Origin of the sequence: Caldicellulosiruptor changbaiensis, assembly GCF_003999255.1 — a bacterium.
Lineage (GTDB): Bacteria > Bacillota > Thermoanaerobacteria > Caldicellulosiruptorales > Caldicellulosiruptoraceae > Caldicellulosiruptor > Caldicellulosiruptor changbaiensis.
This window is the reverse complement of sequence record NZ_CP034791.1, coordinates 746,272-759,251: the sequence shown is the minus strand read 5'-3', so window position 1 is coordinate 759,251 and position 12,980 is coordinate 746,272. Positions and strand designations below refer to the sequence as shown.

The following is a 12,980-nucleotide window of genomic DNA, read 5'->3' as shown; positions in this document are numbered from 1 at the left end:
TACTTATCTTACCTCCTTGGCAATTTCTTGAAGCACTGCTTTAGTTGCTTCTCCAACTTCAAAATTCTTATAACCGCACTCCAAAAGTGCAAGCTCAAAACATTCAATTGTTTTTAAAAGATCAAACTCGTCAACGTATCCCATGTGTCCAATTCTTATAATCTTTCCTTTAAGTGATGCTTGTCCTCCTGTTACCATTATATCATACTTTTGATTCATTATCTTTCTTACCTTTTCAATGTCAACGCCCTCAGGTGCCTTAATAGCAGTAATTACAGCAGATGAGTACTCTTTCTTTGGTAGAAGCTCTAAATTGAGTTTATCAGCAGCAAGCTGTGTGAGTTTTGCAAGCCTTGTATGTCTCTTGAAGTTGTTCTCAAGCCCATAGTCCAATAGAAGTTTCAATCCTACATCAACTGCTCTTATTAATGTAACAGCAGGCGTGAAAGGGGTGTCTTGGCTTTCTTTTAGGAGATTGTCTTGATACTTTTTAAAGTCCCAGTAAAATTTTCTTAGTTTAGATGTCTTGTAAAACTCCCATGCCTTGTCAGACACAGAGACAAACGCAAGACCTGGTGGTGACATCAAAGCTTTTTGAGAACCTGTAACAACAACGTCAACTCCCCACTCATCTGTCTTCAAATCAATTGCGCCAAGTGAACTTACAGCATCAACAATCAAAATTTTGTCTGTATTTTTTAGATACCTCGCAAGCTTTTCTATGGGGTTTGTAACACCTGTTGATGTTTCGTTGTGAGTTATAAACACACCTTTTATATCTCTGTTGCTTTCAATTATTTCAATTACTTCATCTATATTTGCAACATCCCCATAGTTATATTTCTTCTCAATAACATTCAAACCAAATGTTTTGCATATATTTATAAACCTATCACCAAAAACCCCCACTGATACAACTAAAACGGTATCGCCTTCAGAAAAGAAATTGACAGCACTTGCTTCCATTGCACCAGTACCCGATGCTGCAAAGGTGAGTACGTTGTTCTTTGTCTGAAAAACCTTTTTTAGGTTTTCATTTACTCTTGAGAAAATTTCACCAAATTCTTTTGTTCGATGATGAATAATCTGCTGTGACATGGCAGCAATTACCTCTGGTGGAAGTGGAGTTGGACCAGGTGTCATTAGCAGTTTTGGTTTTCTCATGGTTAATTTTCTACCCCTTTCAACAAAACTGAATGATTATTTAAGTTTGATTATATCTAAACTACTTAGCAATGTCAATAATTTGACAATCTTATTATTATACATTTTCAACACAACCAAAGCATATTTTTTTGTCAATCTAAAACAATTGCACTGCTGTGACAAACAAAACATGAAGAAACAAAAAGCCGGCAATTAGCTCACCGGCCTTTATAAATTTCAAATATAATTATTTCTTCTGGTCGTTTTCTTCACTTTCTTCATCTTTTTCATTATCCTCGTAATCTTCATCATACTCTCCATCGTCATACTCTTCTTCTAACTCATCAAGGTAAATGACCTCATTGCAATTTGGACATTCAATCTCGTCTTCATTTAAGTACTCGTCTTCTTCTAAGTAGAATGTCACCTTGCAATTTGGGCATGTTATTTCAATCAAGTCTTCATCCTCATCTTCTTCATCATAGTAGTCATCATACTCTTCATCATCATAATCTTCATACACTTCATCTTCTAACTTCTCTAAATCCTCATCAAGAGACTCAACAACATCTTCAAGCTCGCTATATCTGGTATCTAACTCATTTATAGCGTCTGCAAACTCGTCCAGCACATCAATAATACTTCTTATAAGCTTTCCTTCCTTAGACTCTTCGCTAACCCCAAGCCCGTCTGCCAGGCCTCTTAAATACGCTACCTTTTCATATAAATTTTCCATTCGATTGTCCTCCTAAAAAACAAGATAACCTCTCTATACTTAATATTTACCCATTAAAAATGGTTTATACACACTAACATACAAAATTACAACATTTAATAAATTACACTCTTGACAAATACTCTTCTGTTGATGTGTCAATCTTTATCTTGTCACCAACGTTTATAAACAATGGCACCTGAATGACAGCACCTGTCTCAACCTTAGCAGGTTTTGTTGCACCTGTTTGAGTATCGCCTTTGAAGCCTGGTTCTGTGTCAATGACTTCAAGCTCAACAAACCTTGGCGGCTCAACTCCAAATACGCTACCATTGTGAGAAAGAATTGTAACTGTCATGTTCTCCTTTACAAACTTTAGTGCATCACCAACCATTTCTTGGTTTAACGCTATCTGTTCATATGTTTGTGTATCCATGAAATAATAAAGTTCCCCGTCATTGTAAAGATACTGCATTTCCCTTCTTTCAATGTGTGCAAGCGGCATTCTCTCATCAGGTCTGAATGTCTTTTCAATTACAGCTCCAGTTTTTATATTTTTTAATTTTGTTCTTACAAACGCTGCACCCTTACCAGGTTTTACATGCAAAAACTCAATAACCTGAAAGATTTGACCATCGTACTCTATTGTCAATCCTCTTCGAAAATCGCCTGCTTCAACCATCGGCTTCCCTCCGCTATAAAATTTTGCTCTTCTATTTTATCAAAAAATTTATACTTTTTTCAACCAAATTAAAACTCTCTTACATCCTCCTTATTCTCTTCACACACCTCTAAAATCTTGCCTTTTGACAAAGTCCCGTATACCTTTTCAACCTTCGCATAAATGTATTTACCAATAAGGTCAGAAGCATCGTCAAATTCTATTCTGTTCTGGTTGACATACCCAACTGCATTTTTGGGATTGAATTTATCTTCTTCCTCAACAAATGCCAAAACCTCATCGCCCTCAGAAAGAGCTCCACACAGTGCCATGTAATGGTCTTCATCTTTTACAGGACATATTGTGAACTTGTTAATATGGATATTAGAAGAAGCTTTTAGATATATTTTTTTCTTGTACTTTTCTTGAAGCTCTTTTATTCTATCTACCTCACCCTTCCTTAAAACCTCGCATACCTTGGTATTTATCTCAACAAAGAACTTTTCCTCAACTCTATTTTTAAAATACCATTCAATCTCCTTTAAGACTTTTAAAGCCACTGTCTCGGGTGACAAGATTTTCCCACTACCTTCACAGTAAGGACAGCACGACTGCATGATACAGCTAAGTCGTTGCCTGACCTTTTTTCTTGTCATCTCAACAAGGCCCAAAGGAGTTATACCAACAACAACTGTTTTGGTCTTGTCGCGTTTCAAAGCTTCTTTTAAAGCATCTAATACAAGTTTTTGGTGCTCAGGATTCTTCATATCAATAAAGTCAATTATTATAATTCCACCTATGTCACGGAGCCTAATCTGTCTTGCAATCTCAACTGCCGCTTCAAGATTTGTTTTTAGAATTGTCTCTGAAACATCATTTTTCCCAACAAACTTTCCTGTATTGACATCTATCACAGTCAAAGCCTCTGTCTCATCTATTACTATATACCCACCGCTCTTCAACCATACACGCTTTGACAAAGCCTTTGACAACTTTTGCTCTATCTGAAAATATTCAAAAATGTTTGTTGCAAGATTAAAATACTCAACCTTGCTTTTAAGACTTGGCGCATAAGTAGATAAAAACTCTATTATTTTGTTATACTTTTTCCTGTCATTTATTACAAACCTGTCCACCTGATTTGTGAACATATCTCTTACAGCTTTAAAGACAAGGTCATAATCCTTGTACAAAAGAACAGGCGCACTTTCTTTGCTCTTTTGCCTTATCTTCTGCCAGAGGTTTTTCAAAAACTCAAGCTCGTTTCTCAAAACCTCTTCGCTCTTGCCTTCTGCTGCAGTTCTGACAATAAGCCCCATTCCATCTGGTTTGATTTTGCACGCAATCTCTTTTAGCCTTGTTCTCTCTTCTTCAAACTCTATTCTTTTTGAAATTCCAATATACTCTGTGTTTGGTAAAAGAACCAAATACCTGCCCGGAAGTGTTATATTGGTTGTTACCCTTGGTCCTTTTTGGTCATATGCCTCTTTTATTACCTGAACAACTATTTCTTGCCCACACCGCAGGGCAAGCGGATTTGTCTTTATCTCATAGTATTCATCTGTATCGCCAAACTCAAGCCTATTTATATCTCCTAAGTACAAAAAAGCATTCTTGTCCTGGCCGATGTTTACAAATGCTGCGTCCATGCCGGGTAGGATGTTTTCAACAACCCCTTTGTAGATATTTCCAACTATGCTCTGCTGGTCATTCCTTTCGATGTAAATCTCAACAAGTTCTTTGTCTTCTAAAACTGCAACTCGGGTCTCACCAAAACTAACATCTACTATAATTTCACTTTGCATTATATCACCCTTTGATAATTTACTTTTTCCCTTTCTATCTTTAAAATTTTATATTCAAAATTATATTCCTCTGAAAACGACTTTATTATATCCTCTGGCTTGATATAACTTCCATTTATGACATTGATATGAAACACAAGCTCTATACTATTTTCCTTTTTATTGCATTCATAGCTCAAAAGATAGTCCCAGACATTTCGGAATGTCACTTTTCCCTCTTTTTCACGTCTTATCTTTGGATTTTCTTTCATAAAATCTTCAAAAAGTTTACAAAAATCTTCCTTAGCTTCAATAAAACATTTATAATACATATCGCTTACTTGTATTTTATCAATTGTTTCTTCAATTTTCAACACTTTTAGTCCTTTTGGTAAAATTAAGTTTAGTCTTTCTATTACCTTTTCATCTAACTCCTCTTCAACATCAACCTCAAACATCTCTTCAGGCGAGCAAAGCCCGACTGCCATTGGCAAGATAAAGGTGATTTTCGGATGTGGGTTAAATCCTTCAGTAAATTTAAGTTTAATACCCAGTCTTCTAAATGCTCTTTCAAACAGTCTTACCATGTCAAGATGTGAGATAAAGCAAGAAGGCAGATCCCGTGAAAAGTAAAATCTATACCTTTTTACCAACACAGATTCCTCCTTTAAAAGTAGCTACTCCACATCCAACACATCTTTCAAAACATGATGGTGTTGGTTTTGCCTCATATGCAAGTCTGCACTCTTTCATCAAAAACTCTTTTGACACACCAGTATCTATCATATCCCATGGCAGAATCTCATCAAAACTCCTTTTCCTGTCTGAATAGAACTTGTAGTCAAGATTTGCTCTTTCAAAAGCTAACTGCCACTTTGAAAAGTCAAAAAATTCACCCCAGTCATCAAACTGACAGCCAAGTTCTACCGCGTTTTTCAAAACTCTTGATATTCTCCTATCCCCTCTTGATAGTACGCCTTCTAACTTGCTCAAATAAAAGTCGTGCCACTTGTATTCAACATCCTTTATCTTTGACAGCTTTTCTTTTAGCATCTTCATCTTTCTTTTCATCTCATCAATGCTATCCTGTGCTTCCCACTGGAATGGTGTGTGTGGTTTTGGTACAAAAAATGATGTTGAAACTGTAATCCTAACTCTCTTTTTCAATCCCAAGTCTGAATAAATCTGTCTTATATTTTTTGCAATCTCATATATTCCTATAATATCCTCGTCTGTCTCTGTCGGAAGACCTAACATGAAATAAAGTTTTACATTTTGAAATCCTCTTTCAAAAGCAAGTTTGACTGTAGAGTATATGTCTTCTTCTTTGATGTTTTTGTTTATAACATCCCTGAGTCTCTGTGTTCCTGCCTCTGGTGCAAATGTCAAGGTAGGTTTTCTTACTTTTTCTATTTGCTTTAAAAGTTCTAAAGAAGTTGAATCAAGCCTGAGTGATGGCAAAGATATATTCACCTTTTTGTCCTCTGTAAACTGTAAAATCTCTTTTGCAAGAACCTCTACATTAGGATAGTCGCTTGTAGAGAAAGAAACAAGCGAAATCTCATTGCAACCTGAACTTTCAAGAAGCCTCTTTGAATACTCTATCACCTTTTCCTTGCTTCTGAACCGTACTGGTCTGTAAATCACACCTGCTTGGCAAAACCTGCATCCTCGGCCACAACCTCTGGAAACCTCAACATATGATCTGTCATGAACCACCTCAATCAAGGATGTAATCATCCTTGTTGGAAAGTAAACATTGTCCATGTCTTTTACAATTCTCTTTTTCACTTTCTTGGGTACTTGGCTTGTTTTTGGTAAAATAGCCTCTATAGTTCCATCTCCCTTATATCTCACATCATAAAGCGATGGAACATAACAACCTGGAATGTTGCTACATTCAAGCAAAAATTCCTCTTTTGACATATCTGAGAATTTATACCTTTCGAAAAGATCAACAAATTCTAAAATAACCTCTTCGCCCTCACCAATTACAAACACATCTATAAACTCCCAAAGCGGTTCAGGATTATAAGTACAAGGGCCTCCTGCAATGACAATTGGCATACCCTTGGGCCTGTTTTTGCTCTCAAGAGGAATCCCTGATAACTTTAGCATCTTTAAAACATTTGTGTAGCTCATCTCATATGAAAGTGAAAAGCCTATAATGTCAAATTCATCTAAGGTTGTGAAAGTCTCAAGAGTAAATAGTTTTACCCCATCTTTTTGCATCTTTTCTTGCATGTCCACCCATGGCATAAAAGCACGCTCACAATAGACATCTTCTCTTTCGTTCAAAAGATGGTACAAAATTTTAAGTCCTAAATGTGACATGCCAATCTCATAAATGTCAGGAAAACAAAATGCAAATCTTATATCAACCTTTTTAGGGTCTTTTTCCACCATATTTATTTCATTTCCGATATACCTTCCTGGCTTCTCGACGTTATACAATAGTTTGAACACCTTGTCTTTAACAATCACTTTCTTCTCACACCCTTTCTTTAAAAGTAAATAAATAATAAGCTACAGGCTTCCCTGTAGCTAACAAATCCATTGGAGCACTTTTACTTTTTATTATTCCTCAAAGAATATAAAAGCAACCGTACCAGGTCCAACATATGTGCCAATCACACTTCCAATCTGTGTTACAATAAGCTCACCTGGTGATAGCTCCTTTTTTATAAGCTCTACATACTCTTTTGCCTCATCCAAACTTCCTGCATACGAAAGCCCACAAAGCTGCTTTGTTAGATCGAGCCCTTTTTGTTTTATCTCATCAATTATCCGGGGTATAGCTCTTTTCATACCTCTTACCTTGTCAAATGGCTCAACAACTCCATCTACAATGTGTAATATAGGTTTTATATTGAGTACATTTCCAAGTGTTGCTTTTGCAGGTGAGATTCTCCCACCTTTTTTGAGATACTCTAAGGTCTCAACAGCAAATAGATGTCGGATAGTTTTTTTCTTTTTCTCAATGATATCTACTATCTCTTTGCCACTTTTCCCTTCATCTGCTAATCTTTTTGCAAGTATTGCTAAAATTCCTGTGCCAATCGAGGCAGTTCTACCATCAATGGGGTAGATTTTTTCACTTCCTATCATCTCCTTAGCAATGCAGGCAGAATTATATGTTCCAGATAGCTTCGATGAAAGATGTATTGACACAACCTCATTTCCTTTTTCAAGCTCTTCTTTGAAAACCTTTAAAAACTGCTCAGGGCTTGGCTGCGAAGTTCTGGGAAGATCAAGGCTGCTTTGTAGTTTTTGGTAAAAGCTAACTGGATCAATGTCCACCCAGTCTTTATATGCTTCGTCTTTAAAATAAACTGTAAGTGGTACCATTTTGATTCCAAACTTTTCATACATCTCAGGACTCAAATCAGCAGTTGAGTCTGTAACAATTGTAACACCCATTAAAAAATCCCCCTTATCTGTTTTCCATCATCACACCAAATTAGGAAACCCAAGCTGTCTTAGTGCTTCATAAAGGACAATTGCTACTGCATTTGAGAGATTCAAAGATCTCACATCGCTTATCATTGGTATTCTATAGGTCTTGTGGATATTCTGTTCAATGAGCCACTGGGGAAGACCTGCTGTCTCTTTTCCAAACATCAAATAGCAATTATCTGTATATGGTGCTTGAGTATAGTACTGCTTGCCTTTGGTTGAAAAGTAAAAAACATTGGCATCACGGTTTTTCTCAAAAAAGTCGTTCAAATCCTTATATATTTTTACATCTAAGTATTGCCAATAGTCAAGCCCTGCTCTTTTTAAATATTTGTCCTCTAAAGAAAATCCAAGCGGTTCTATCAAATGAAGCTTACTTCCCGTACAAGCACATGTTCTTGCAATATTTCCTGTATTGTATGGAATTTCTGGTTCATGAAGTACAATGTTGATTGGCATATTGGTTTTTCAAAAGCCTCCTCCCTCTTTTAGTTTTCCATAAATGCCACATCCATATCAATCTTATCACCATTGTCAAGCAAAAGCGGTACACATATATTTATCACCTTTGATGTACTTAAAGTCATGTTCTCACCAATGAGTATTGAAGGCGGTGTTATCTCAACCTTGAGACCTTTTTGTGAAAAAAGTGTCGATGTGTTTCCCATTATCATGTTTGCCATCTCACCAATTGCACTTTTGGCAAGCTCATCAAACTCATTTACAGGATACCCACCCATCATCAGTGAAGCAATATTTTTTGCAGTACTTAAAGACATGCAAAAGTTAACTTGTCCTTTTATATTCCCTGTCATTCCAATTATAACAACTACCTGGTCCACCCTGTAAGTAGGTTCTTTAATATACACTTTACCAAGTTTAAAATCAATGTTTGCAACCTGTTTTAGTACTTGCTGGCTTGCTTGAATAAATGGATTGATATACTCTACATTCACCTTTGCACTCATAACAATTCTGTCTTGCCACTGTCATCAAAATTTTTTAAGACAGCAAGCAAGACTTTCCTCCCTTCTCTTATTTTAGTATTTTCTCAAATAAAAATGACCGCTTTATCATAATAGCTTTTGCAGGACAGAGCTCATGACAGCAGTAACACCTAATACACTTTTTTAAATCAACATATGCTTTCCTGCTCTTCATTTCAATTGCTTGTGCAGGACAAGCATTAAAACACTCTGCACAGCCAATACAAATTTTCCTGTCAAAAATCGGCTTTGGAGTGAGAAGTTCATTTATCACATTAGCTATAAACGATGGAGCTCTTCCTCTTACAAATGAAATTTCAGGCCGAAGTGGCACTTTAAAATCTTTCACATTTACATCATCAATTTGCTCTCCTACAATCTCAATATCATCAGGGTTTAGAAGTCCTTTGCTCTTTGCTACATTCAAAAGAGGAACGTCTTTTATTTCAAGCCCAATAATTCTGCATGCAACATAATCAAGTGCAATTGCATCCTGAGAAATCAAAAGTAGTCCCAAATTCCGTGGTTTCCCAGCTGACGGTCCTTCCCCTTCCATCCCAACAATTGCATCCATGATATTTAAAATGGGCTTTGTAGCAGAATAGATGTCAAGTAACATCTCCATAAACTTGTCAACTTCTTGAAGCCTAAAATGTAGTTCTGCCTTTTGTCCACCTGGCACAAGACCAAATAGATTTTTTACAGCACCTGTATAGACCGCCATCCTGTGAGTTTTCAGTTTAGAAAGATTAATCAAGGCATCTGATTCAAAATATGGTGATATAAATGAAATCTTCTTTAAAATACTCTTTTCTAACTGAGCCTCCTTAAATGAAACATCGTAATTTAGACTTACCTTTTCATATTTTTCAAGCTCTTTTAGCCCTGATGTTTGATATATTGCCTCTAATCTTCGTTTTGTATACGGTCCACCGGGACTATCTGCTATCACAATTCTATCTACTTTTTCTTGAGCAATTTTTACAGTTGCTTCAACCACAGACGGATGGGTTGTAACAGCCTCATCAGGCCTTTTTTTCATAAGCAAATTTGGTTTTAGTAAAACTTTATTTAATTTTGGAAATTTAAACTGTAAGAGATTTATACCCTTTTCAAGCGCCTCTTTGACATCCTCCACATTATACGTCTTACATCTTACAATAGCAACCCTATGCATTTACCATTTCCCCCAAAACAAACTTTTCAATAGCCTTTGCAACACCATCATTTTCATACGAATCTGTTATGTAGTCGGCAATCTCTTTTAGGCTATCTATAGCGTTTTCCATTGCAATTCCTAAGCCGGCAAACCCAATCATCTCTAAGTCATTTTCATTATCACCTATTGCAATCACCTCTTTTTTATCTATTTTAAGATAAGAGCAGACATACTCAAGCGCATTTCTCTTGTTAACCCCTTTTTTCATAATCTCTAAAATGTTGACATCTGATTTTGTAGTTTCAATATTGTAAACATTTTCTTCTATTTGCCTTCTTACATAATCTACCTTTTCGATGTCTTTGTCAATAATTACAAACTTGGTTATTAGATTGTCGCAGCTTTTTATTGTCTCCAATGAATCATCAACAACAATCTCTATTTTTTCATCATCAGGAAGTTCTTTGTTTTTTTCATAATAGAACCTTGATGAATAGTCAAGCCTTTGCGCTATCATGATATCCTTGTAGTAATAGTGATAATAAATATTGTTGGCTTTACATATCTTGGCAATCTCTATGCTACTCTCATTGTCAAGCCCAATGTAATATACATCCTTATTTGTCTTAAGGTCTCTTACTATTGCACCATTGCAAGCTACAACAACCTCATCGGAAAGCCCTAAAACCTTTGCAAAGTGCATAACACCTTTTAGAATTCGTCCTGAACAAAGCACCACGTGCAATCCTTTTTGTTTTGCAAGCTTGATCGCCATTTTGTTTTTTTGAGAGATTTTCTTTTCGCGGTCTAAAAGTGTCATGTCAAGGTCAATTGCAAGGAGTTTATACATCTTCTTCTTTCACCTTTTTTCAAAAAGTTTTTGGTTTATTACTTAAAAATATTATATCAAAAAAAAATAAAGGCTACCATTCACGGTAGCCTTTATTTCAAAAACTCATTTTATTAGTACATATCAGGTGCTGGTGCTGGTGGATTCTTCTCCTTTTCTGGTTTTTCAGCAACAACAGCCTCTGTTGTCAGAAGCATTGCAGCAGCTGAAGCAGCATTTTGAATAGCTGTTCTTGTAACCTTTGTTGGGTCTACAATACCTGCTTCGAACATGTCGACAAATCTTTCATTGAGTGCGTCAAAACCAACACCAGCTGGGCTCTCTTTTACTTTGTTTACAATTACTGAACCATCTAAACCTGCATTTTCTGCAATCTGTCTTAGTGGTTCTTCTAAAGCCTTCTTGACAATCATAGCACCTGTCTTTTCATCACCTGTCAATGTTTCGATTAACTTGTCAAGTGCAGGAATTGCATTGATTAATGCTGTACCACCGCCAGGAACAATACCTTCTTCAACTGCAGCCTTTGTTGCAGCCAACGCATCTTCAATTCTCAATTTCTTCTCTTTGAGCTCTGTCTCAGTTGCAGCACCAACATGGATTACTGCAACGCCACCAGCAAGTTTTGCAAGTCTTTCTTGTAATTTTTCTCTATCAAAATCGGATGTTGTCTCTTCAATCTGCTTCTTAATTGACTGGATTCTTGCTTTGATTTCGCTCGGATCACCTGCACCGTCAACGATGATTGTGTTTTCTTTCTGAACTTTTACTTGTCTTGCACGACCAAGCTGGCTAATCTTAACCTCTCTTAAATCAAGACCAAGCTCTTCTGAAATTACCTGACCACCTGTTAAAATTGCAATGTCCTGAAGCATTGCTTTTCTTCTGTCACCAAAGCCAGGTGCTTTTACTGCAACGCACTGGAGTGTTCCTCTGAGCTTATTTACAACAAGTGTTGCCAATGCTTCACCTTCAACATCTTCTGCAATTATCAAGAGCTTCTTGCCTTGCTGAACTATTTGTTCAAGAAGTGGCAAGATGTCCTGAATTGTTGAAATCTTCTTGTCTGTAATCAAGATGTATGGGTCGTCAAGTACTGCTTCCATTCTCTCTGTATCTGTTACCATGTAAGCAGAGATATAACCCCTGTCAAATTGCATACCTTCAACTATCTCAAGTGTTGTCTCTGTTGTCTTGGACTCTTCAACTGTGATAACACCATCGTTTGTTACCTTTTCCATTGCATCTGCAACAAGTTTACCAATTTCCTCATCGCCTGCTGAAATTGATGCAACATATGTTATGTCTTCTTTACCTCTTACTTTTTTGCTCATCTTCTTGATTTCATCAACTACCACATCAACAGCTTTTTGAATACCTCTTCTGAGAATCATTGGATTTGCGCCAGCTGCAATGTTTTTCAAACCCTCTCTGATCATTGCTTGAGCCAACACTGTTGCAGTTGTTGTACCATCACCAGCAATGTCGTTTGTCTTTGACGCAACCTCTCTTACAATCTGCGCACCCATGTTCTCGAATGGGTCCTCAAGCTCAATCTCCTTCGCAATTGTAACACCATCATTTACAATCTGAGGAGAGCCGAATTTCTTCTCAAGAACCACGTTTCTTCCCTTCGGTCCTAATGTCACTTTAACAGTGTCTGCTAATTTATTTACACCGCGCTCAAGCGCCCTTCTTGCTTCCTCATCGAACAATATCATTTTTGCTGCCATATTTCATCTACCTCCTTTTTTTGTTTTTAGTCTTCTATGATTGCTAAGACATCATCTTGTCTGATTATTGTATATTCTTCACCGTCAATCTTGATTTCTGTTCCTGCGTACTTGCTAACAATTACCTTGTCACCTTTTTTGACAACCATTTCTACCTTTTCGCCATCAACAATTCCACCAGGCCCTACCTCAATAACCTCTGCAATCTGTGGTTTTTCCTTAACAGTATCTGGCAAAACTATTCCGCTCTTTGTTACCTCTTCTCTTTCTTTGAACTTAATCAAAATCCTGTCGCCAATTGGTCTTATTTTCATCTTTTCCCGACCTCCTTTTTTAATTTTGTTAGCACTCATTGAGAGTGAGTGCTAATCACATTAAATACTATAGTATATTCTTCCTTTTCTAATCAAGTTTGATTTTACCCAAAATAGGCACAAGATATTCAATTTTCGCTGAAAATCTTAAGAAAAGATCAATTTATCTTCAAAAA

General features: G+C 36.6%; 13 protein-coding genes. All 13 read right to left on the bottom strand.

The window, feature by feature from the left end; genetic code table 11:
* Positions 1-3: 3 nt before the first annotated feature.
* Entirely contained in the window at positions 4-1,164 is a 1,161-nt protein-coding gene (locus ELD05_RS03530; RefSeq protein ID WP_127351385.1) for a pyridoxal-phosphate-dependent aminotransferase family protein, read from the bottom strand.
* A 229-nt stretch (positions 1,165-1,393) separates the two neighbouring features.
* Positions 1,394-1,882, bottom strand: coding sequence for a CD1247 N-terminal domain-containing protein (locus tag ELD05_RS03525; protein ID WP_127351384.1), 489 nt, complete (start codon positions 1,880-1,882; stop codon positions 1,394-1,396).
* Between the two features lie 103 nt (positions 1,883-1,985).
* Positions 1,986-2,543, bottom strand: coding sequence for an elongation factor P (gene efp / locus ELD05_RS03520; RefSeq protein ID WP_011916839.1), 558 nt, complete (start codon positions 2,541-2,543; stop codon positions 1,986-1,988).
* Between the two features lie 68 nt (positions 2,544-2,611).
* Positions 2,612-4,327, bottom strand: a complete 1,716-nt coding sequence (locus tag ELD05_RS03515) for an Rne/Rng family ribonuclease (RefSeq protein ID WP_127351383.1) — start codon at positions 4,325-4,327, stop codon at positions 2,612-2,614.
* Positions 4,327-4,962, bottom strand: coding sequence for a TIGR03936 family radical SAM-associated protein (locus ELD05_RS03510; protein ID WP_127351382.1), 636 nt, complete (start codon positions 4,960-4,962; stop codon positions 4,327-4,329). The genes ELD05_RS03515 and ELD05_RS03510 overlap by 1 nt, the downstream gene beginning before the upstream one ends.
* The gene (locus ELD05_RS03505) at positions 4,943-6,790 is read right to left on the bottom strand and encodes a TIGR03960 family B12-binding radical SAM protein (RefSeq protein WP_127351381.1); all 1,848 of its coding nucleotides are present in this window, start codon (positions 6,788-6,790) and stop codon (positions 4,943-4,945) included. The genes ELD05_RS03510 and ELD05_RS03505 overlap by 20 nt, the downstream gene beginning before the upstream one ends.
* Before the next feature lie 93 nt (positions 6,791-6,883).
* Positions 6,884-7,726: a DegV family protein gene (locus ELD05_RS03500; RefSeq protein ID WP_127351380.1), complete on the bottom strand. Its 843-nt coding sequence runs from the start codon at positions 7,724-7,726 to the stop codon at positions 6,884-6,886.
* A gap of 30 nt (positions 7,727-7,756) precedes the next feature.
* Positions 7,757-8,221, bottom strand: coding sequence for a tRNA (uridine(34)/cytosine(34)/5-carboxymethylaminomethyluridine(34)-2'-O)-methyltransferase TrmL (gene trmL, locus ELD05_RS03495; protein ID WP_011916834.1), 465 nt, complete (start codon positions 8,219-8,221; stop codon positions 7,757-7,759).
* A gap of 29 nt (positions 8,222-8,250) precedes the next feature.
* The gene (locus ELD05_RS03490) at positions 8,251-8,730 is read right to left on the bottom strand and encodes a chemotaxis protein CheX (protein WP_127351379.1); all 480 of its coding nucleotides are present in this window, start codon (positions 8,728-8,730) and stop codon (positions 8,251-8,253) included.
* Positions 8,731-8,797: 67 nt separating this feature from the next.
* A complete protein-coding gene (locus tag ELD05_RS03485) occupies positions 8,798-9,925 on the bottom strand; it encodes a DUF362 domain-containing protein (RefSeq protein WP_127351378.1) in 1,128 nt (375 codons plus the stop codon).
* Positions 9,918-10,757 (bottom strand): Cof-type HAD-IIB family hydrolase, encoded by an 840-nt coding sequence (locus ELD05_RS03480; RefSeq protein ID WP_127351377.1) that lies wholly within the window; start codon positions 10,755-10,757, stop codon positions 9,918-9,920. Before ELD05_RS03480 ends, ELD05_RS03485 begins: the two co-directional genes overlap by 8 nt.
* A gap of 113 nt (positions 10,758-10,870) precedes the next feature.
* Complete coding sequence (groL, locus tag ELD05_RS03475; RefSeq protein WP_127351376.1) at positions 10,871-12,490, bottom strand: chaperonin GroEL; 1,620 nt, start codon at positions 12,488-12,490, stop codon at positions 10,871-10,873.
* A 26-nt stretch (positions 12,491-12,516) separates the two neighbouring features.
* Complete coding sequence (locus ELD05_RS03470; RefSeq protein ID WP_011916829.1) at positions 12,517-12,804, bottom strand: co-chaperone GroES; 288 nt, start codon at positions 12,802-12,804, stop codon at positions 12,517-12,519.
* Between the last annotated feature and the right edge of the window lie 176 nt (positions 12,805-12,980).

Bases quoted from the DNA above. Each gene is read 5' to 3' on its own strand.
- ELD05_RS03490 (WP_127351379.1), bottom strand. From the start codon at position 8,730: ATGAGTGCAAAGGTGAATGTAGAGTATATCAATCCATTTATTCAAGCA.
- efp (WP_011916839.1), bottom strand. From the start codon at position 2,543: ATGGTTGAAGCAGGCGATTTTCGAAGAGGATTGACAATAGAGTACGAT.
- ELD05_RS03530 (WP_127351385.1), bottom strand. From the start codon at position 1,164: ATGAGAAAACCAAAACTGCTAATGACACCTGGTCCAACTCCACTTCCA.
- ELD05_RS03480 (WP_127351377.1), bottom strand. From the start codon at position 10,757: ATGTATAAACTCCTTGCAATTGACCTTGACATGACACTTTTAGACCGC.
- ELD05_RS03470 (WP_011916829.1), bottom strand. From the start codon at position 12,804: ATGAAAATAAGACCAATTGGCGACAGGATTTTGATTAAGTTCAAAGAA.
- ELD05_RS03515 (WP_127351383.1), bottom strand. From the start codon at position 4,327: ATGCAAAGTGAAATTATAGTAGATGTTAGTTTTGGTGAGACCCGAGTT.
- ELD05_RS03500 (WP_127351380.1), bottom strand. From the start codon at position 7,726: ATGGGTGTTACAATTGTTACAGACTCAACTGCTGATTTGAGTCCTGAG.
- ELD05_RS03485 (WP_127351378.1), bottom strand. From the start codon at position 9,925: ATGCATAGGGTTGCTATTGTAAGATGTAAGACGTATAATGTGGAGGAT.
- groL (WP_127351376.1), bottom strand. From the start codon at position 12,490: ATGGCAGCAAAAATGATATTGTTCGATGAGGAAGCAAGAAGGGCGCTT.
- ELD05_RS03525 (WP_127351384.1), bottom strand. From the start codon at position 1,882: ATGGAAAATTTATATGAAAAGGTAGCGTATTTAAGAGGCCTGGCAGAC.
- trmL (WP_011916834.1), bottom strand. From the start codon at position 8,221: ATGCCAATCAACATTGTACTTCATGAACCAGAAATTCCATACAATACA.